The sequence below is a fragment of the Streptomyces sp. VTCC 41912 genome (assembly GCF_045799175.1).
Classification (GTDB): Bacteria; Actinomycetota; Actinomycetes; order Streptomycetales; family Streptomycetaceae; genus Streptomyces; species Streptomyces albulus_C.
On sequence record NZ_JBJMAB010000011.1, the window covers coordinates 19,396 to 37,684 of the forward strand.

General features: G+C 71.7%; 20 protein-coding genes. 5 read left to right on the plus strand and 15 right to left on the minus strand.

Annotation, left to right across the window (positions count from 1 at the left end; all coding sequences use genetic code 11):
- Positions 1–53: 53 nt before the first annotated feature.
- Complete coding sequence (locus ACJ6WD_RS17985) at positions 54–194, plus strand: hypothetical protein (protein ID WP_165479640.1); 141 nt, start codon at positions 54–56, stop codon at positions 192–194.
- A gap of 89 nt (positions 195–283) precedes the next feature.
- On the opposite strand, the gene ACJ6WD_RS17990 is transcribed toward ACJ6WD_RS17985, so the two are convergent.
- From ACJ6WD_RS17990 to ACJ6WD_RS18045, 12 genes are all read right to left on the minus strand, one after another.
- A complete protein-coding gene (locus ACJ6WD_RS17990) occupies positions 284–1,093 on the minus strand; it encodes an EI24 domain-containing protein (protein ID WP_407616167.1) in 810 nt (269 codons plus the stop codon).
- Positions 1,094–1,244: 151 nt separating this feature from the next.
- Positions 1,245–2,234 (minus strand): 2,3,4,5-tetrahydropyridine-2,6-dicarboxylate N-succinyltransferase, encoded by a 990-nt coding sequence (dapD, locus tag ACJ6WD_RS17995; RefSeq protein WP_016578636.1) that lies wholly within the window; start codon positions 2,232–2,234, stop codon positions 1,245–1,247.
- Between the two features lie 117 nt (positions 2,235–2,351).
- Positions 2,352–2,915 carry a TetR family transcriptional regulator gene (locus tag ACJ6WD_RS18000; RefSeq protein ID WP_331247153.1) on the minus strand — a complete coding sequence of 188 codons (564 nt, stop codon included), beginning with the start codon at positions 2,913–2,915 and terminating at the stop codon, positions 2,352–2,354.
- Positions 2,915–3,235, minus strand: coding sequence for a multidrug efflux SMR transporter (locus ACJ6WD_RS18005; protein WP_233658230.1), 321 nt, complete (start codon positions 3,233–3,235; stop codon positions 2,915–2,917). Before ACJ6WD_RS18005 ends, ACJ6WD_RS18000 begins: the two co-directional genes overlap by 1 nt.
- Before the next feature lie 169 nt (positions 3,236–3,404).
- Positions 3,405–3,740 carry a metal-sulfur cluster assembly factor gene (locus ACJ6WD_RS18010; RefSeq protein ID WP_016578639.1) on the minus strand — a complete coding sequence of 112 codons (336 nt, stop codon included), beginning with the start codon at positions 3,738–3,740 and terminating at the stop codon, positions 3,405–3,407.
- Positions 3,737–4,195, minus strand: a complete 459-nt coding sequence (gene sufU, locus ACJ6WD_RS18015) for a Fe-S cluster assembly sulfur transfer protein SufU (protein ID WP_016578640.1) — start codon at positions 4,193–4,195, stop codon at positions 3,737–3,739. Before sufU ends, ACJ6WD_RS18010 begins: the two co-directional genes overlap by 4 nt.
- Before the next feature lie 52 nt (positions 4,196–4,247).
- Positions 4,248–5,504: a cysteine desulfurase gene (locus tag ACJ6WD_RS18020; RefSeq protein ID WP_016578641.1), complete on the minus strand. Its 1,257-nt coding sequence runs from the start codon at positions 5,502–5,504 to the stop codon at positions 4,248–4,250.
- Positions 5,501–6,265: a Fe-S cluster assembly ATPase SufC gene (gene sufC, locus ACJ6WD_RS18025; RefSeq protein ID WP_016578642.1), complete on the minus strand. Its 765-nt coding sequence runs from the start codon at positions 6,263–6,265 to the stop codon at positions 5,501–5,503. Before sufC ends, ACJ6WD_RS18020 begins: the two co-directional genes overlap by 4 nt.
- A 7-nt stretch (positions 6,266–6,272) precedes the next feature.
- A complete protein-coding gene (locus ACJ6WD_RS18030) occupies positions 6,273–6,590 on the minus strand; it encodes a non-heme iron oxygenase ferredoxin subunit (RefSeq protein ID WP_016578643.1) in 318 nt (105 codons plus the stop codon).
- Positions 6,587–7,774 carry a Fe-S cluster assembly protein SufD gene (gene sufD, locus ACJ6WD_RS18035; protein WP_016578644.1) on the minus strand — a complete coding sequence of 396 codons (1,188 nt, stop codon included), beginning with the start codon at positions 7,772–7,774 and terminating at the stop codon, positions 6,587–6,589. The genes ACJ6WD_RS18030 and sufD overlap by 4 nt, the downstream gene beginning before the upstream one ends.
- 61 nt (positions 7,775–7,835) lie before the next feature.
- Entirely contained in the window at positions 7,836–9,257 is a 1,422-nt protein-coding gene (gene sufB / locus ACJ6WD_RS18040; protein WP_016578645.1) for a Fe-S cluster assembly protein SufB, read from the minus strand.
- The gene (locus ACJ6WD_RS18045; RefSeq protein ID WP_016578646.1) at positions 9,254–10,075 is read right to left on the minus strand and encodes a metalloregulator ArsR/SmtB family transcription factor; all 822 of its coding nucleotides are present in this window, start codon (positions 10,073–10,075) and stop codon (positions 9,254–9,256) included. The genes sufB and ACJ6WD_RS18045 overlap by 4 nt, the downstream gene beginning before the upstream one ends.
- 224 nt (positions 10,076–10,299) lie before the next feature.
- Here ACJ6WD_RS18045 and ACJ6WD_RS18050 point away from each other — a divergent pair, with 224 nt between their 5' ends.
- The 3 genes from ACJ6WD_RS18050 to ACJ6WD_RS18060 all read left to right on the plus strand — a co-directional run bounded on the left by ACJ6WD_RS18050 (position 10,300) and on the right by ACJ6WD_RS18060 (position 13,128).
- On the plus strand, positions 10,300–11,262 hold the full coding sequence (locus ACJ6WD_RS18050; RefSeq protein WP_376447391.1) for an ABC transporter ATP-binding protein: 963 nt from the start codon (positions 10,300–10,302) through the stop codon (positions 11,260–11,262).
- Entirely contained in the window at positions 11,259–12,047 is a 789-nt protein-coding gene (locus tag ACJ6WD_RS18055) for an ABC transporter permease (protein ID WP_233658227.1), read from the plus strand. Before ACJ6WD_RS18050 ends, ACJ6WD_RS18055 begins: the two co-directional genes overlap by 4 nt.
- Positions 12,048–12,132: 85 nt before the next feature.
- Entirely contained in the window at positions 12,133–13,128 is a 996-nt protein-coding gene (locus ACJ6WD_RS18060; protein ID WP_407616168.1) for a COX15/CtaA family protein, read from the plus strand.
- Here the strand turns inward: ACJ6WD_RS18060 and ACJ6WD_RS18065 are convergent.
- From ACJ6WD_RS18065 to ACJ6WD_RS18075, 3 genes are all read right to left on the minus strand, one after another.
- Positions 13,101–14,144: an amidohydrolase gene (locus ACJ6WD_RS18065; protein WP_407616169.1), complete on the minus strand. Its 1,044-nt coding sequence runs from the start codon at positions 14,142–14,144 to the stop codon at positions 13,101–13,103. The genes ACJ6WD_RS18060 and ACJ6WD_RS18065 overlap by 28 nt on opposite strands.
- A gap of 134 nt (positions 14,145–14,278) precedes the next feature.
- Positions 14,279–14,665, minus strand: coding sequence for a hypothetical protein (locus tag ACJ6WD_RS18070; RefSeq protein WP_016578651.1), 387 nt, complete (start codon positions 14,663–14,665; stop codon positions 14,279–14,281).
- 47 nt (positions 14,666–14,712) lie between these two features.
- Positions 14,713–15,663, minus strand: coding sequence for a heme o synthase (locus tag ACJ6WD_RS18075; protein WP_233658224.1), 951 nt, complete (start codon positions 15,661–15,663; stop codon positions 14,713–14,715).
- Between the two features lie 519 nt (positions 15,664–16,182).
- Between ACJ6WD_RS18075 and tkt the strand changes: the two genes are divergently transcribed.
- Positions 16,183–18,285 carry a transketolase gene (gene tkt / locus ACJ6WD_RS18080; RefSeq protein ID WP_407616170.1) on the plus strand — a complete coding sequence of 701 codons (2,103 nt, stop codon included), beginning with the start codon at positions 16,183–16,185 and terminating at the stop codon, positions 18,283–18,285.
- Positions 18,286–18,289 lie beyond the last annotated feature (4 nt).

The window sequence follows — 18,289 nt, forward strand, 5'->3', positions numbered from 1 at the left end:
GGGTGCGGTACTGGGCGGGTAAGCATCGTTTCGGCGAGACAAAAGGAGTCATGATGCCGAAGTCGCAGAACCGTAAGTCGGGCAAGCAGGACCGGGCCGCGGAGCGGCGCTCCGAGCAGCACCGGCCGCAGGCGGAGGAGTCCGCCGCAGAGCGCACCCAGGACCTGAAGCCGCGGTCGCGCAAGGCTGACTGACGCGAAGAGGGCAGTACGCCGAAGCGGCCGTCGCACCTCACGGGTGCGGCGGCCGCTTCCCGTCGTGCGGGCGCCGGCAGGGCGCGCGGTCACCAGGTGGCGGGCACCGCCGCCCGGCCGTCGGGCTCGTCCCCGTCGACCACCGCCGGCCCGGCCTCCGCCTCCACGGGCAGCAACTCCCGCACCAGCAGGGTCGCCCCGGCCACCGCGCCCGGCATCAACACCACCGCCGCGAACGGGATCAGGAACAGCAGCACCAGCGGCGTGCCGAAGCCGACCGCCAGCCAGCGCCGGCCGCGCAGCAGCCGCAGCCGTTCGCGCACCGGCACGTCCCGGCGCTGCATGGCCACCGTGGTCAGCTCCACCGCGAGGAAGAAGCCGGAGACCCCGAAGCCGACGACCGGGACGACGGTCTGGCCGACGAACGGCAGGAAGCCCAGCAGGAAGAGCAGCACCCCGAACCCGGCGGCCCGCAGCAGCACGTGCACCATGTCCCGCAGCGCGACGGCGATCTCCCGCCACAGCGGGCGGTCCGGCCCGGGCGGGCAGCCGCCCTCGCTCTCCTCGACCCGCTCCGAGAGCGACTCGTAGAAGGGTTCGCCGATCAGCAGCGTGACGGCGGTGAAGGTCAGCACCGACAGCGTCAGTCCGCCGGCGAACAGCAGCGCCACGAACAGCCCGCGCAGCAGCCCCTGCCACGGCGCGCCCCAGCCGTCGGCGAACGGCGTCGCCCAGGCGGCGAGGTCGCCGGAGTACAGCCCCAGCACGGTGAGCAGCCCCGCGTACAGCACCAGCGCGACCAGCGCGGGCAGCAGTCCGAAACCCCACCACCGGCCGTGCCCCGCGACCCAGCGCACGCCCCGGCCCAGGTACCGCATCCCCGCTACAAGATCACGCATGGGGTCACCCTATCGGCGCGGTGGGGCAGTTGACCGGTCCGGGACAACAGCCGACCGGCCCGCGAGCCCCGACGGGATCGGACGAAAACACGCCCCGGGCCCGGCGGGGCGGCCGCCGGGCCCGGGGCGATGACCGCGGGACGGTGCCCGGTCAGTTGTGGCTGTGCAGGATCTCGTTCAGACCGCCCCAGACCGCCTTGTTCGGGCGGGCCTCCACGGTGCCGGTGGTGGAGTTGCGGCGGAAGAGGATGTTGTCGGCGCCGGAGAGCTCCAGCGCCTTGACGATCTGACCGTCGGGCAGCGTGACGCGGGTGCCCGCGGTCACGTACAGACCGGCCTCGACCACGCACTCGTCGCCCAGCGCGATGCCGATGCCGGACTCGGCACCGAGCAGGCAGCGCTCGCCGATCGCGATGATCTGCTTGCCGCCGCCGGAGAGGGTGCCCATCGTGGAGGCGCCGCCGCCGATGTCGCTGCCGTCGCCGATCACCACACCGGCGCTGATCCGGCCCTCGATCATCGAGGTGCCCAGCGTGCCGGCGTTGAAGTTGACGAAGCCCTCGTGCATGACGGTGGTGCCGGCCGCGAGGTGGGCGCCCAGCCGCACCCGGTCGGCGTCGGCGATCCGGACGCCGGCGGGCGCCACGTAGTCGGTCATCCGCGGGAACTTGTCGACGCTGGTGACCTGGAGGTGCAGGCCCTCGGCGCGGGCGTTCAGCCGGGCCGTCTCCAGCTGGTCGACGGGCACCGGGCCGAGCGAGGTCCAGGCGACGTTGGCCAGCAGGCCGAAGACGCCCTCCAGGCTCTGGCCGTGCGGCTTGACCAGGCGGTGGCTGAGCAGGTGCAGGCGCAGGTAGGCGTCGTGCGCGTCCAGCGGCTTGTCCTCCAGGGAGGCGATGACCGTGCGGACGGCCACGACCTCCACGCCGCGGACCGGGTCCGGGCCGATGGCCTTCAGGGCGGCGGCGCCCAGCAGCTCGGTGGCGCGGTCGTCCGCCAGCTGCTCGGTGCCGGCCGGGCCGGGCGCGTCGACCAGCTCGGGCGCGGGGAACCAGGTGTCGAGAACGGTGCCGTCGGCGGCGACGGTGGCGAGCCCGGCGGCGACGGCGCCGGTGGTACGGGGAGTTGCAGCATCGGTCATGCTGGAAACCTAACCGGAGCCGGCCCGTGGTGGCGAACCGGTCTCAGCGATCGGTCCCCGGCCGTGCGCTCGCCCCCCCGGGGCCCGGCTCGCACGGCGGTGGGCGCGCGACCGCGCCTACTCCGCCGACCGGTCACCGGACGGCCCCAGCACCCCCGCCAACCCCTCGCGCACCACGTCCGGCCGGAAGGGCTGCCCGGTGAGCAGGTGCTGGAGCATCAGCCCGTCGGTGAAGGCCACCACCGCCCGGGCGGCGGCCCGGTCGCCGATCCGCCGGGCGAGCAGCGTCACCATCTCGTCCAGGCACTCGGCCGCGATCGGCCGGACCGCCTCGTGGCGCAGCGCCGCCAGGTACAGCTCGTACTCCAGCGCCACCCGCGCCCGGTCCCCGGCGAGGGTCTCGGCGACCAGGCGGGCCGCCTCGTCGGCGAGCGGCACGGTCGGGTCGATCCCGTCCACCCAGCGCGCGAAGTCCGCCAGCCACCAGCCGTTGGCCTGCCGCAGCGCGGCGACCAGCAGATCGTCGAGGGTCGCGAAGTGGTACGTCGTGGAACCCAGCGGGACGTCCGCCGCGGTGGCCACCGCGCGGTGGCTGAGCCCGGCGATGCCCCGCTCCCCGACCACCGCGATCGCCGCGTCGATGATCCGCTGCCGCCGGTCCGGGTCGTAGCGGCGGGCCATCAGTGCGCCCCGCCGAGGTTGAGCACCACGACCCCGGCTATCACCAGCAGCACCCCGAGGATCTTGAGCGCGCTGGCGCTCTCGCCCAGGAACACCATGCCGATCGCGGCGATCAGCGCGGTGCCAGCCCCGGCCCAGATCGCGTACGCGGTCCCGACGCTCATCGTCTTCAGGGTCTGGGCGAGCAGCGCGAAGGCCAGCACGTACCCGAGGGCGGTGCCGAGCGAGGGCCACAGCTTGCTGAAGCCGTGGCTGTACTTCATCAAGGTGGTGGCGAGGATCTCGGAGAGGATCGCGCCGGCGAGCGTCAGGTAGGCCATGCGTACGAGCGTACACAGCGTTGCGTACGGGCGTACACAACGAGCGGGAGCGCCCCCGCCGTGCCCGCACCGGCCGGCGCCGGAGCCCGCAACGACACCACGGCCGTGCCCACCGGAGAACCGGTGGGCACGGCCGTGGTGACCGTGCGGGGTATCGCGGGAGGGCCGCTCAGACGTTGAAGCCCAGCGCGCGCAGCTGCTCGCGGCCGTCGTCGGTGATCTTGTCCGGGCCCCACGGCGGCATCCAGACCCAGTTGATCTTCAGCTCGTTGACGATGCCGTCCGTCGCGGACCGCGCCTGGTCCTCGATGACGTCGGTCAACGGGCAGGCCGCCGAGGTCAGCGTCATGTCGATGGTGGCGATGTTGGCGTCGTCGATGTGGATGCCGTAGATCAGCCCGAGGTTGACGACGTCGATGCCCAGCTCGGGGTCGACGACGTCGTACAGCGCCTCGCGGACCTCTTCCTCCGAGGCCGGCTTGGTGGTGGTCGGGGTGTCGGTCATGCGGTCTTCGCCTCCTGGGAAAGGGCCTTGGCCGTGGCGTCCTTCCAGGCCATCCAGCTGAGCAGGGCGCACTTCACGCGCGCCGGGTACTTCGAGACGCCGGCGAACGCGACCGCGTCCTCCAGCACCTCCTCCATCGCGTCGTCCGGCTCCACCTGGCCCTTGGACTGCATCAGCTCCAGGAACGTCTCCTGGATCCGCTGCGCCTCACCGAGCTCCTTGCCGACCAGGAGGTCGTTGAGCACCGACGCACTGGCCTGGCTGATGGAGCAGCCCTGCCCCTCGTACGACACGTCCTCGATGGTCGTGCCGTCGAGCCGGACGCGGAGCGTGATCTCGTCGCCGCACGTGGGGTTGACGTGGTGCACCTCGGCGTCGCCGTCCCGAAGACCGCGCCCGTGGGGGTGCTTGTAGTGGTCCAGGATGACGTCCTGGTACATGGAATCCAGCTTCACGACTCAGTCAGTCCTCGTCCTCATCCGCCGTGCTCGTTAACCGCGGTGATCATTAACCGAAGAAGTTGCGGACGTGCTCCAGGCCCTCGACCAAGGCATCGACCTCGCCCGGGGTGGAGTACAGATAGAACGACGCCCGCGTGGTCGCAGGAATTCCGTAGCGCAGGCAGACCGGGCGCGCGCAGTGGTGGCCCACCCGGACCGCGATGCCCTGCTCGTCCAGAACCTGACCCACGTCGTGCGGGTGGATGTCGCCGAGCGTGAAGGAGATCGTCGCCCCGCGGTCCTCGGCCGTGCTCGGGCCGATGATCTTGAGGTCGGGGACCTCCAGCAGCCGCTTGACGGCGTACTCGGTGATCGCGTGCTCGTGCGCGGCGATCTTGTCCATGCCGATGGCGCTGAGGTAGTCCACCGCCGCGCCGAGGCCGACGGCCTGGGCGATCGGGGGCGTACCGGCCTCGAACTTGTGCGGCGCCGGGGCGTACGTGGAGGAGTGCATCGAGACGGTTTCGATCATCTCGCCACCGCCGAGGAACGGCGGGAGGTCCTCCAGCAGCTCCTGGCGGCCCCACAGGACGCCGATGCCGGTCGGGCCGCACATCTTGTGGCCGGTGAAGGCCACGAAGTCGGCCTGCAGTGCCTGGACGTCCAGGACCATGTGCGGCGCGGCCTGCGAGGCGTCTATGACCACCAGGGCGCCGACTTCCTGGGCGCGGCGGATGATCGTCTCGACCGGGTTGACCGTGCCCAGGAGGTTGGACACCAGGGTGAACGAGACCACCTTGGTCCGGTCGGTGATGACCTCGTCGATGGTGGAGAGGTCCAGCCGGCCGTCGTCGGTCAGGCCGAACCACTTCAGCTTCGCGCCGGTGCGCTGCGAGAGCAGCTGCCACGGGACGATGTTGGAGTGGTGCTCCATCTCCGTGATGACGATCTCGGTCTCGTGGTCCACGCGGTAGGGCTCGTCGGCCCAACCGAGCATGTTCGCCACGAGGTTGAGCGACTCCGAGGCGTTCTTGGTGAAGATCACCTCGTTGCGGCTCGGCGCGTTGATGAAGGTGGCGACCTTGTCGCGGGCACCTTCGTACAGCGCCGTGGCCTCCTCGGCGAGCACGTGCACGCCGCGGTGGACGTTGGCGTTGTGACGTTCGTAGTAGGCACTCAGGGCGTCGAGGACCTGGCGCGGCTTCTGCGACGTCGCCGCGTTGTCCAGGTACACGATCTTCTTCCCGTCGTGGACCTGACGGTCCAGGAGGGGGAAGTCCTTACGGATCGCCTCTGTGTCGAGGAGGCCCGGCAGCTGTGTCACGCGGTGGTACCACCCTTCACGTACGCCTCGTAGCCCTCGGCCTCCAGCTTGTCCGCCAGCTCGGGGCCGCCGGACTCGGCGATCCGGCCGTTGGCGAAGACGTGGACGTGGTCGGGCTTGATGTAACGGAGGATCCGGGTGTAGTGGGTGATCAGCAGAGTGCCCACCTCACCGGTCTCGCGGACGCGGTTGACGCCCTCGGAGACGACCCGCAGCGCGTCGACGTCGAGGCCGGAGTCGGTCTCGTCGAGGATCGCGATCTTCGGCTTGAGCAGCTCCAGCTGGAGGATCTCGTGGCGCTTCTTCTCACCGCCGGAGAAGCCCTCGTTGACGTTGCGCTCGGCGAACGCCGGGTCCATCTGGAGACGCGCCATGGCCTCCTTGACCTCCTTGACCCACGTGCGGAGCTTGGGGGCCTCACCGCGGATGGCGGTGGCGGAGGTGCGCAGGAAGTTGGAGACCGAGACGCCGGGGACCTCGACCGGGTACTGCATGGCGAGGAAGACGCCGGCCCGGGCGCGCTCGTCGACGGACATCTCCAGGACGTCCTCGCCGTCGAGGGTGACGGTGCCGCCGGTGATCGTGTACTTGGGGTGACCCGCGAGGGAGTAGGCGAGGGTCGACTTGCCGGAGCCGTTGGGGCCCATGATGGCGTGCGTCTCGCCCTGCTTCACAGTCAGGTCGACGCCCTTCAGGATCTCGCGCTGGCCGTTCTCGGCTTCGACGGAGACGTGCAGGTCGTGGATCTCAAGCGTTGCCATGGGTGACTCAGGACTCCTGGGTGACGGAGACGAGCACGTCGTCCCCTTCGATCTTTACGGGGTAAACGGGGACGGGGCGCGTCGCGGGAAGGCCGGACGGCTTGCCGGTGCGCAGGTCGAAGCTCGAACCGTGCAGCCAGCACTCGATCGAGCAGTCCTCGACCTCGCCCTCCGACAGGGAGACGTTGGCGTGCGAGCAGATGTCGTTGATCGCGAACACCTCGCCCTCGGTGCGCACCAGCGAAATCGGCGTGCCGTCGATCTCCACCCTCTTGGGGGTGTCCTCCTCCAGCTCGCTCAGCGCGGCGGCGCGTACGTAGGTCATGCCGCCGACGCTTCCAGCTCGGCTTCGATCTTGCTCATCAGCCGCTCCTCGACGTCCGGGACGCCGATCTGCTGGACCAGCTCGGCGAAGAAGCCGCGGACGACCAGCCGGCGCGCCTCGTCGGCGGGGATGCCGCGGGCCATCAGGTAGAAGAGCTGCTCGTCGTCGAACCGGCCGGTCGCCGAGGCGTGGCCGGCGCCGACGATCTCGCCGGTCTCGATCTCCAGGTTGGGCACCGAGTCGACCCGCGCGCCGTCGGTCAGGACGAGGTTGCGGTTGAGCTCGTAGGTGTCGGTGCCGGTGGCGGCCGCCTGGATCAGCACGTCGCCGATCCAGACCGCGTGTGCGTCCTGCCCCTGCAGCGCGCCCTTGTAGGTCACGTGCGAGCGGCAGTTCGGGGTGTCGTGGTCGACGAAGAGGCGGTGCTCCTGGTGCTGGCCCCGCTCGGTGAAGTACAGGCCGTAGAGCTCGGCCTCGCCGCCGGGACCCTGGTAGTCGATCCGCGGGTGGAGGCGGACCAGGTCGCCGCCGAAGGTGACGACCACGGACTTGAAGCTGGCGTCCCGGCCGACCAGGGCGTTGTGCTGGCCGCAGTGGACGGCGGTGTCGTCCCAGTCCTGCACGGAGACCACGGTCAGCTTGGCGCCGTCGCCGAGCAGGTAGTCGACGTTGGCGGCGAGCACGCCGTCACCGGTGTGGTCGATGACCACGACGGCCTCGGCGAACGCGCCCAACTCGATGACCTGGTGGCCGAAGGCGGTACCGCCGTCGCCGTGCACCCGGATCCGCACCGGCTCAGTGAGGACGGTGTCCTTGGGGACGGTGACCACCGACGCCTTCTCGAAGACGCTGTACGCCTGCGCGGCGACACGGTCCACCGGCTTGCCGGCCTTGCCGACCCGCGGGTCGGCACGGTCGACGAGCTCGTGGGTGACGCCCTCGGGCGCGGTGATGTCGACCTTCAGGTCGGGGCCGCCGGCCGTGGCGCTGCCGTCGTGCAGACCGCGCAGCCGCGCGAGCGGCGTGAAGCGCCACTCCTCCTCGCGGCCGTGCGGCACCGGGAAGTCCGCCACGTCGTAGGACGGCGGGGCGCTCATCCGGGTGGCGACGGTGGACTCGGCAGCCACCGCGATGGAACCGGTGGTGGTGGAACCCGCCGGGATAGTCGTCTGAGCCTCAGCCATGGCTGTCGTCTAGCTCGCTTTCTGCGTTCTGTCGGGAGTCAGTCGCTGCGTGGGGCCGGGGTCAGCCGACCGCGCCTTCCATCTGCAGCTCGATCAGCCGGTTGAGCTCCAGCGCGTACTCCATCGGCAGCTCACGGGCGATCGGCTCGACGAAGCCGCGGACGATCATCGCCATGGCCTCCTGCTCGCTCAGGCCGCGGCTCATCAGGTAGAAGAGCTGGTCCTCGCTGACCTTGGAGACGGTCGCCTCGTGGCCCATGGAGACGTCGTCCTCGCGGACGTCCACGTAGGGGTAGGTGTCCGAGCGGGAGATGGTGTCGACCAGCAGCGCGTCGCACAGCACGTTGGACTTGGAGCCCGCGGCGCCCTCGCCGATCTCGACCAGGCCGCGGTAGGAGGTCCGGCCGCCGCCCCGCGCCACCGACTTGGAGACGATGTTGGAGGAGGTGTTCGGCGCCATGTGGACCATCTTGGAACCGGCGTCCTGGTGCTGGCCCTCGCCCGCGAAGGCGATGGAGAGGGTCTCGCCCTTGGCGTGCTCGCCCATCAGGTAGACCGCGGGGTACTTCATCGTCACCTTGGAGCCGAGGTTGCCGTCGACCCACTCCATGGTCGCGCCCTCGTAGGCCACGGCCCGCTTGGTGACCAGGTTGTAGACGTTGTTCGACCAGTTCTGGATCGTCGTGTAGCGGCAGCGGCCGCCCTTCTTGACGATGATCTCGACGACCGCGGAGTGCAGCGAGTCGGACTTGTAGATCGGCGCGGTGCAGCCCTCGACGTAGTGGACGTAGGCGTCCTCGTCGACGATGATCAGCGTCCGCTCGAACTGGCCCATGTTCTCGGTGTTGATCCGGAAGTAGGCCTGCAGCGGGATGTCCACGTGGACGCCCTTGGGCACGTAGATGAACGAGCCGCCGGACCAGACCGCGGTGTTCAGCGACGCGAACTTGTTGTCGCCGACCGGGATGACCGTGCCGAAGTACTCCTGGAAGAGCTCCGGGTGCTCCTTCAGCGCGGTGTCGGTGTCCAGGAAGATGACGCCCTGCTGCTCCAGGTCCTCGCGGATCTGGTGGTACACGACCTCGGACTCGTACTGCGCGGCGACACCGGCGACCAGGCGCTGCTTCTCGGCCTCGGGGATGCCGAGCTTGTCGTAGGTGTTCTTGATGTCCTCGGGCAGGTCCTCCCAGGAGGCCGCCTGCTGCTCGGTGGAGCGGACGAAGTACTTGATGTTGTCGAAGTCGATGCCCGACAGGTCGGAGCCCCAGGTCGGCATGGGCTTCTTGTCGAACAGCTTCAGCCCCTTGAGGCGGAGCTTGAGCATCCACTCCGGCTCGCTCTTCTTCCCCGAGATGTCGCGGACGACAGCCTCGGACAGGCCGCGCTTGGCAGCGGCGCCGGCGGCGTCGGAGTCGGCCCAGCCGTATTCGTAGTTGCCCAGTCCCTCAAGCTCAGGGTGAGCAGTCTCCGTGGGGAGCGTCATGCGGGGTTCCTCCCGGCCGTGGTGCTAGCAGAAGCTGTGGTGGTCTTTGTGGGGCGCTCACCGGTGCGGTGAGCTGCCTTGCCGGCGCCGGCCTTCGGGACGAAGGTCGTGCACACCCCGTCGCCGTGGGCGATGGTGGCAAGGCGCTGTACGTGGGTCCCGAGCAATCGGGAGAAGACCTCGGTCTCCGCCTCGCACAGCTGCGGGTACTGCTCGGCGACGTGGACGACCGGGCAGTGGTGCTGGCAGAGCTGTTCACCGAGCTGGGGATTGGGCGCACTGCGCGCCGTAGCAGCGTACCCGTCCGTGGTCAACGCCCTCGCCAGGGCCTGGGTGCGGGCCTCCGGCTCGGCCGCCTCGACCGCCTCGCGGTACCCCTCGGCCTGCGCGGCCAACCGGGCCCGGGCGAACGCGGCGACCGCCGCCTCGCCCTGGGCGCCGCCGCCCGCACTCTGCGCGATCCAGCGCAGCGCATCGGCGGCGAGGTCGTCGTACGCCTGGTCGAAGGCGTCCCGGCCGCACTCGGTCAGGGCGAACGCCTTGGCCGGGCGGCCGCGGCCGCGGGCACCGTAGACCCGCTTCTCGCGGGGCTCCACGACGCCCTCGGCCGCCAGCGCGTCCAGGTGACGGCGGACGGCGGCCTGGGTCAGCTCCAGGCGGAGGGCGAGCTCGGCCGCGGTGGACGGACCGTGGTCGAGGATGGAGCGGGCGACGCGATTGCGGGTACCGGGCTGGTCGTCGTGCGCCGGCGCGGCGGAACCCGGACCGGCGGTCTGCCGGGCCGCGGGCCTCTTCCGATCCTCGCTCGCGTTTTTCACAACGCCATTGTTGCGTAATTCGTCAAAGCGATTCAAGCCTGTACCGAATGGCGGACCGGTGGCCTCCATCACTTAGGGTCACCTAATTACGGGGTGGTCCGTCACGCTGCGGAACCACCGTCGGCCGACCCCGGAGGGTACCTCCCGCCGGAGCGCCCCGCGCCGACCGGAGGGGCCCCGGCCCCCGCTCCCGGCACCCCCGCCCGCTCCGTAGACTGCCCGGCATGCCCAGCACCTCCCCAGGGGACGCCCCCCGCTCCCCCGGCCGCGAGCCCGCCGTCGAGGTCGTCGGCCTGGTCAAGCGGTACGGGACGAAGACCGCCGTGGACGGTCTCGACCTCACCGTCGCGCGCGGCACCGTGACCGCGGTCCTCGGCCCCAACGGCGCCGGGAAGACCACCACCGTCGAGACCTGCGAAGGCTACCGGCGCCCGGACGCCGGCCGGGTCCGCGTCCTGGGGCTGGACCCGGTCGCCGACGCCGCCGCCCTGCGCCCGCGGATCGGCGTGATGCTCCAGTCGGGTGGGGTCTACCCGGGCGCCCGGGCCGAGGAGATGCTGCGGCACACCGCCACCCTGCACGCCCACCCCCTCGACGTGGACCAGTTGATGGACCGACTGGGCCTGGACGGCTGCGGACGCACCGCGTACCGGCGGCTGTCCGGCGGGCAGCAGCAGCGACTGGCCCTGGCGATGGCCGTGGTCGGCCGCCCCGAGCTGGTGTTCCTCGACGAGCCGACGGCCGGCCTCGACCCGCAGGCCCGCCGCGCCACCTGGGACCTCGTCAGGGAACTGCGCGCCGACGGCGTCAGCGTGGTGCTCACCACCCACTTCATGGACGAGGCCGAGCAGCTCGCCGACGACGTCGCGATCATCGACGGCGGCCGGGTCGTCACCCAGGGCAGCCCGGAGGCGCTGTGCAGGGGGGGCGCGGAGAACAGCCTGCGCTTCACCGGCCGCCCCGGCCTGGACGTCGCCTCGCTGCTCAAGGCGCTGCCGACGGACAGCGCCGCCGCCGAACTGACCGCCGGCACCTACCGCGTCCAGGGCCGGATCGATCCGCAACTGCTGGCCACCGTGGCCTCGTGGTGCGCCCAGAACGGCGTGCTGCCCGACGCGATAGCCGTCGAGCGCCACACGCTGGAGGACGTCTTCCTGGAGCTGACCGGCAAGGAGCTGCGCGCATGACCACCGCGACCGGTACGTTCGCCCCGCGGCCCGGCGCCGCCCCGCTGCCCCGGATGATCCGCGCGCAGGCCGCCCTGGAAACCAAGATGCTGCTGCGCAACGGCGAGCAGCTGCTGCTGACGGTGATCATCCCGACGCTGCTGCTGGTGCTGTTCTCCGCCGTCCGCATCGTCGACACCGGCGCCGGCAAGCCGGTGGACTTCCTCGCCCCCGGCGTCCTGGGGCTCGCCGTCCTGTCCACCGCCTTCACCGGGCAGGCCATCGCCACCGGCTTCGAGCGGCGCTACGGCGTGCTCAAGCGGCTGGCCGCCTCGCCGCTGCCGCGCTGGGGCCTGATGACCGCCAAGACCTGCGCGGTGCTGGTCACCGAGGCCCTCCAGGTCGCCCTGCTGACCGTGGTCGCCCTCGCGCTGGGCTGGTCGCCGCACGGCGCCGCGACGTTCTCCGGCGTGCTCTCCGTGGTCCTGCTGCTCCTGCTGGGCACCGCCGCGTTCTCCGGCCTGGGGCTGCTGATGGCCGGCACCCTCAAGGCCGAGGCCACGCTGGCCGCCGCCAACCTGGTCTTCCTGCTGCTGCTCGTCGGCGGCGGGGTGATCGTCCCGCTGGACAAGTTCCCGGCCGGGGCCCAGCAGGTGCTCCAGTTCCTGCCGATCTCCGCGCTCTCGGACGGGCTGCGGGAGGTCCTCCAGCACGGCGCCGGCCTGCCCCTGGCCGACCTGGGCATCCTGGCCGTCTGGGCCGTCCTGGGCCTGGGCGCGGCGGCCCGGTTCTTCCGCTGGGAGTGACCGCCCACCCCGCCCGACCAGCCCCGCGCGCCCGTTTCGCACCCCTCGTGAAAACTCGCACAAGCCGCCGCCTACGATGACTCCCGTGCCGAACACGCTGAATCCCCTTGAGCTGATCGCCCGCCACTGGCAGCCCTCCGCGCGCTTCGTCCGGCGGGCGGCGCTCGCCACCGTCGTGATGGCCGTGATCATCGTCGTGACCGGCGGCGCGGTCCGGCTGACCGAGTCCGGCCTCGGCTGCTCGACCTGGCCCAAGTGCACGCCGGACAGCCTCACTCCGACCGCCGCGATGGGCATCAACGGCCTCATCGAGTTCGGCAACCGCATGCTGACCTACGTCCTGTGCGCGGCCATCGGACTGTTCATCATCGCCGCCCGGGCCCGCGCACCGCGTCGCCGGGCCCTCACCCGGCTCGGCTGGGCGCAGTTCTGGATCGTGATGGGCAACGCGGTCTGGGGCGGCATCGTCGTGCTGACCGGCCTGAACCCGTACCTCGTCGCCGCGCACTTCCTGCTCACCAGCGCCCTGCTGACGGTCGCGGTGCTGAGCTGGCAGCGCGCCAAGGAGGGCGACGAGGAGCCGCGCGACGTGGTGGCCCGACCGGTCCGGCAGCTGTCCTGGCTGCTGGTGGCGGCGACCGGCGCGCTCACCGTGATCGGCACGGTCGTCACCGGCACCGGCCCGCACGCCGGCGACGCCCACAAGGTCCACCGCATCCCGCTGAACTGGCAGGAAGTCACCCAGCTCCACGTCGACTTCGTCTACGTCGTGGTCGGCCTGAGCGTGGCCCTGTGGTTCGCCCTGCGCGCGGTCAAGGCCCCGGCCGCGGCGCGCCGCACCGCGCTGGAACTCCTCGGCTGCATCGCACTCCAGGGCGTCATCGGCTACGTCCAGTACTTCAGCGGCCTGCCGGAGATCGTGGTCGGGCTGCACATGCTGGGCTCGACCCTGGTGTGGATCGCCGTGCTGCGGGTCGCTCTCGCCCTGCGCGTCCGCGGCCCGCTCCAGGAGGACGACCCCGCCGCGCCGGCCGTCGACGCGGCGCCGGACGCTCAGCTCGCCTCCGCCGCCAGCCGGTAGACCCGGCGCGCGGTCCCCGAGCCGACCAGCTCGACGATCCGCCGGCCGTCCGAGGCGGCGCACAGCCCCTCGGCGGCCCACTCCCCGACGACGCGTTCGACGGCCCGTGAGAAGAGCCGGGCCGCGGTGACGTAGAGCTCGGGCAGCCCCCGCGCCCCCGAGGAGAACAGCAGCTTGCCGAACGGCGCCTGGCCCAGCGTCTCCTCGGGGAACGGGCCGGCGTCCGCGTAGACGTGGGCGTGCACCGTGGCGAGCTGCGCGGCCCGCCGGTGGTGCGGGACCCGGGGCAGCAGCACCACGTCCGAGCCGAGCCCGGCGGTGGCCCGCAGGAAGTCGGTCAGCGGCTGCGGATCGGGGCAGTGCAGCTGCACCGGCAGCCCGGTGGCCACCGCGCTCCACAACAGGTGCCGGACGAGCGCCGGCTCCCCCAGCGGCTCCCCCCGGCGGCGGCCGCGCAACCAGCGGTCCGCGGCCCGGCGCACCGCGCCCGCGTCCGGAGCCCGCCCCTCGCAGTGGGTGGCGCCGGAGGCGAAGGCGATGGCGTGCTGGGCGGCGGCGTAGAGGGCCTCGGCGGTGTAGCCGAGGAAGGAGTCGACGCTGCCGGAGGTGTCGGCGACCTGCTCGGCGAGCGGTTCCAACCGGACGACCTCGTGGGCGCGGGCCTCGGCGGCGGCCGCGAGTTCGGCGGCCGAGGTCAGGCCCGCCGGGGCGCCGGCCTCCACCAGGAACGCGCCGATACCGGCCCCGCGCAGCAGCATCCGGCCGGCCAGGAAGGCGCCCAGCTCCCGCCGGCGGGCCAGGTAGCGCACCGGCGAACAGTGCGGCTCCAGACCGAGCAGCGGGGGGCACCAGCGGCGTATCGCGAGCCCGGTGCGGGTGTCGAAGTGGCTGGTGCCGGCGGGCGCCGGGCCCTCGGCACCCGAGGCGGCGGCCATCTGTGCCTCGAAGGAACCGAGGCCGAGCTCGCCGTGGACGGCACCGTGGCTGTGTTGGTCGACGAGCGGGAGCGCCGCCATCCGCCCTCCTCCGCCGTCGGCCCCGGGGCGCGTGGCCGGTCCACCGTGCCCGGTGAGCCTAACGGGCGGGCCCGCGGTGAGGTAGCGGGCGCCGCGCCCCGGCGCACGGCACCGGGGCGCGGCGCCGCAAAGCCCTACGGGTTGGCCGGGCCGCCCAGTTGGAGGCCGGCCATCCGGGACCACTCGTACGGACCGGTGCGGACCTTGCCGGCCAGCTCGCCGTCGAAGTCGTCCTGGAGCGTGAGGCCGGCCTGTTCGGCGGCCTTCTCGGCGGCGCCGTAGCTGTCCGCGACGAGGTTGCCCCACTCGCCGTTGGCACCGACCAGGGCGATCCGGGTGCGCCCGCGGCCGATGTGGGCGAGCTGTCCCTCGGCGCTGCCGCCGTGGGAACTCGCGAAGGCCCGGATCTGCTTGGCGAGTCGGGCCGCCTGCTTGTCGGCCCGCTTCTGCGCCGCATTGGCGGTGGCCGGGCCGCCCGCCGCCTGCTCGTCCGCCTGCTGGGTGTCTGCCATGGTCAGCATGCTACTCGCGGGTACGGCCCTTGTGGAGGTGATCCCCCACACCTCCGTCAGCGCAGGAAGGGGTCCACCGCGACGGCGACGAACAGCAGCGACACGTAGGTGATGGACCAGTGGAACAGCCGCATCTCCTTGAGCTTGGCACCGGTGACGCCGGCCTTGGCGCGGGTCTGGAGGGCGTGCGCCTCGCGGAGCCAGAAGGCGCCGCAGGCGACCGCGACGGCGGTGTAGAACCAGCCGGTGTAGCCCAGCGGCTGGAGCAGCAGCGAGACCGCGACCATCACCCAGCTGTAGACGACGATCTGACGGGCGACGACCTTGTTGCCCGCCACGGCCGGCAGCATCGGCACGCCGACCCGCTTGTAGTCGTCGGTGACCTTCATCGACAGCGGCCAGTAGTGCGGCGGCGTCCAGAAGAAGATGACGAGGAAGAGGACAAGCGAGGCCCAGGAGACGGAGTTGGTCACCGAGGACCAGCCGATGAAGACGGGCATGCAGCCCGCGATGCCGCCCCAGACGATGTTCTGCGAGGTGCGCCGCTTCAGGATCATCGTGTAGACGACCACGTAGAAGAAGATCGCCCCGAGCGACAGCATCGCCGACAGCGGGTTGACGAGGTACCAGAACAGCACGGTGGAGCCGACCGTGAGCGCGGACGCGAAGACCAGGCACTCGCGCGGCGAGACCATCCCGGTGACCAGCGGCCGCTGCGCGGTGCGGTCCATCATCGCGTCGATGTCGCGGTCGAGGTACATGTTGAAGGCGGCGGCGCCGCCGGCGGAGAGGTAACCGCCGACGCAGGTGGCCAGCACCAGCCACAGGTCCGGCACGCCTCCGGCGGCCAGGAACATCACCGGCACCGTCGTCATCAGCAACAGTTCGATGACCCGCGGCTTGGTCAGCGCGATGAACGCCTTCACCCGGGCCCCGAACGGCCGGTTACCGGGACTCCCGGGGACTTGAGAGAGCCCCCCCGCAGGACGGGTTTCGACGGCCGTCACGCACACCCCTGGAAGTTAACGTCAGCGGCCTGGGCCGCGGAGATAAGGCCAGCAAGCTCCGCCGGCAGTGAACACCCGGTAAAGGCTTGCGCTTACCACGCCACTTTAGACGTTGGCCATACGACGGCTCTCGCGGGGGTGGGGTCGTGTTGGGCGCCTGAGCGCGGGGGGGGCGCGGCGGCGGGCCCGGCGGAGCGCGCGACGGTTTGTCCGGAGGTCTCCCGGGACGGTCGTCCGGCGTTCGAGAGGCGGAGGCGCCGGGGGCCCGGCAGTCTGGTCCTAGGGCGCGCCCCCGGCGCCGGGAACGCCCCGGCTTCGACGTGCTGGCCCCGAGCGAAGACTGCTCCCACGGGACCCGTCCGCCGACTGAGCGCCCCCGGCGCCGACTGAGCACCGACTGAGCGCTGAAATCACCGACTGAGCGTCGAAAAGGCGGGCCCATTTACGGGGGTAGGCTCGACACCGCCTGGGCGGACATGCCGTCCGCGTTCGACATGTGGAGAGGAGCCCTGACTCAGGGTGAGCACCAAGCCGACCACCACAGATTTCGAGTGGACCGAACTGGACCAGCGGGCGGTGGATACCGCCCGCGTCCTGGCCATGGATTCCGTGCAGAAGGTCGGTAACGGCCATCCGGGTACGGCCATGAGCCTGGCGCCCGCCGCCTACGTTCTGTTCCAGAAGCTCATGCGGCACGACCCCGCCGATGCGGACTGGACCGGCCGCGACCGGTTCGTCCTCTCTGCCGGCCACTCCAGCCTGACCCTCTACACCCAGCTCTTCCTGGCCGGCTTCGGCCTGGAGCTGGACGACCTGAAGGCCTTCCGTACCTGGGGCTCGAAGACCCCCGGTCACCCGGAGTACGGCCACACCACCGGCGTGGAGACCACCACCGGCCCGCTGGGCCAGGGCGTCGCCAACGCCGTGGGCATGGCGATGGCGTCCCGTTACGAGCGCGGCCTGTTCGACCCCGAGGCGGCGCAGGGCACCTCGCCCTTCGACCACACCATCTACTGCATCGCCGGCGACGGCTGCCTCCAGGAGGGCATCGCCGCCGAGGCGTCCTCCCTGGCCGGCCACCAGAAGCTCGGCAACCTCGTGCTGCTGTGGGACGACAACCACATCTCCATCGAGGGCGACACCGAGACCGCGGTCTCGGAGGACACCTGCAAGCGCTACGAGGCGTACGGCTGGCACGTCCAGCGCGTCGAGCAGGCGCCCAACGGCGACCTGGACCCGGCCGGCCTGGCCCGGGCCCTGGAGGCCGCCAAGGCCGTGACCGACCGCCCGTCGTTCATCGCGATGCGCTCGATCATCGCCTGGCCGGCCCCCAACGCCCAGAACACCGAGGCCGCCCACGGCTCGGCGCTGGGCGAGGAGGAGATCGCCGCCACCAAGCGCGTGCTCGGCTTCGACCCGGAGCAGACCTTCGAGGTCGCCGACGAGGTCCTGGCGCACACCCGCGGCGCCCTGGACCGCGGCCGCGAGGCCCGCGCCGAGTGGGAGAAGGCGTTCGCCGCCTGGCGCACCGCCAGCCCCGAGCGCGCCGCCGCGTTCGACCGGATGGCCGCGGGCGAACTGCCCGAGGGCTGGCAGGAGCACGTCCCGGCGTTCGAGACCGGCAAGGCGGTGGCCACCCGTGCCGCCTCCGGCAAGGTGCTGCAGGCGCTGGGCGCGGTCGTGCCCGAGCTGTGGGGCGGCTCCGCCGACCTCGCGGGCTCGAACAACACCACGATCGACAAGACCTCGTCGTTCCTGCCCGAGGGCAACCCGCTGCCGGGCGCCGACCCCTACGGCCGCACCGTCCACTTCGGCATCCGCGAGCACTCCATGGGCGCGGAGATGAACGGCATCGCGCTGCACGGCAACACCCGCATCTACGGCGGCACCTTCCTGGTGTTCTCCGACTACATGCGCAACGCCGTCCGGCTGTCCGCCCTGATGCACCTGCCGGTGACGTACGTGTGGACGCACGACTCCATCGGTCTGGGCGAGGACGGCCCGACCCACCAGCCGGTCGAGCACCTGGCGTCGCTGCGCGCCATCCCGGGCCTGAACGTCGTCCGCCCGGCCGACGCCAACGAGACCGCCCTCGCCTGGCGCGAGATCATGCGCCGTTGGACGAAGGAGTTCGGCGTGGGCGCCCCGCACGCGCTGGCACTGACCCGTCAGGGCGTGCCGACGTACGAGGCCAACGACGACACCGCCAAGGGTGGTTACGTCCGCTTCGAGGCCGAAGGCGCCGACGGCCGGGCCGCCGAGCCGCAGCTCGTGCTGATCGCCACCGGTTCCGAACTGCAGCTGGCCGTCGCGGCCCGCGAGCAGCTCCAGGCCGAGGGCGTGCCCACCCGCGTGGTGTCGATGCCGTCGGTGGAGTGGTTCGAGGAGCAGGACCAGGAGTACCGCGACAGCGTGCTGCCCCCGTCCGTCAAGGCCCGGGTCGCCGTCGAGGCCGGCATCGGCCTCACCTGGCACCGCTACGTCGGCGACGCCGGCCGGATCGTGTCCCTGGAGCACTTCGGCGCCTCCGCCGACGCCAAGGTCCTCTTCCGCGAGTTCGGCTTCACCCCCGAAGCGGTGGCCACCGCCGCGCGGGAATCCCTGGCCGCCGCCGCGCGCTGACGCC

Bases quoted from the DNA above. Each gene is read 5' to 3' on its own strand.
- ACJ6WD_RS17985 (WP_165479640.1), top strand. From the start codon at position 54: ATGCCGAAGTCGCAGAACCGTAAGTCGGGCAAGCAGGACCGGGCCGCG.
- ACJ6WD_RS17990 (WP_407616167.1), bottom strand. From the start codon at position 1,093: ATGCGTGATCTTGTAGCGGGGATGCGGTACCTGGGCCGGGGCGTGCGC.
- dapD (WP_016578636.1), bottom strand. From the start codon at position 2,234: ATGACCGATGCTGCAACTCCCCGTACCACCGGCGCCGTCGCCGCCGGG.
- ACJ6WD_RS18000 (WP_331247153.1), bottom strand. From the start codon at position 2,915: ATGGCCCGCCGCTACGACCCGGACCGGCGGCAGCGGATCATCGACGCG.
- ACJ6WD_RS18005 (WP_233658230.1), bottom strand. From the start codon at position 3,235: ATGGCCTACCTGACGCTCGCCGGCGCGATCCTCTCCGAGATCCTCGCC.
- ACJ6WD_RS18010 (WP_016578639.1), bottom strand. From the start codon at position 3,740: ATGACCGACACCCCGACCACCACCAAGCCGGCCTCGGAGGAAGAGGTC.
- sufC (WP_016578642.1), bottom strand. From the start codon at position 6,265: ATGGCAACGCTTGAGATCCACGACCTGCACGTCTCCGTCGAAGCCGAG.
- ACJ6WD_RS18030 (WP_016578643.1), bottom strand. From the start codon at position 6,590: ATGACCTACGTACGCGCCGCCGCGCTGAGCGAGCTGGAGGAGGACACC.
- sufD (WP_016578644.1), bottom strand. From the start codon at position 7,774: ATGGCTGAGGCTCAGACGACTATCCCGGCGGGTTCCACCACCACCGGT.
- sufB (WP_016578645.1), bottom strand. From the start codon at position 9,257: ATGACGCTCCCCACGGAGACTGCTCACCCTGAGCTTGAGGGACTGGGC.
- ACJ6WD_RS18050 (WP_376447391.1), top strand. From the start codon at position 10,300: ATGCCCAGCACCTCCCCAGGGGACGCCCCCCGCTCCCCCGGCCGCGAG.
- ACJ6WD_RS18055 (WP_233658227.1), top strand. From the start codon at position 11,259: ATGACCACCGCGACCGGTACGTTCGCCCCGCGGCCCGGCGCCGCCCCG.
- ACJ6WD_RS18065 (WP_407616169.1), bottom strand. From the start codon at position 14,144: ATGGCGGCGCTCCCGCTCGTCGACCAACACAGCCACGGTGCCGTCCAC.
- ACJ6WD_RS18070 (WP_016578651.1), bottom strand. From the start codon at position 14,665: ATGCTGACCATGGCAGACACCCAGCAGGCGGACGAGCAGGCGGCGGGC.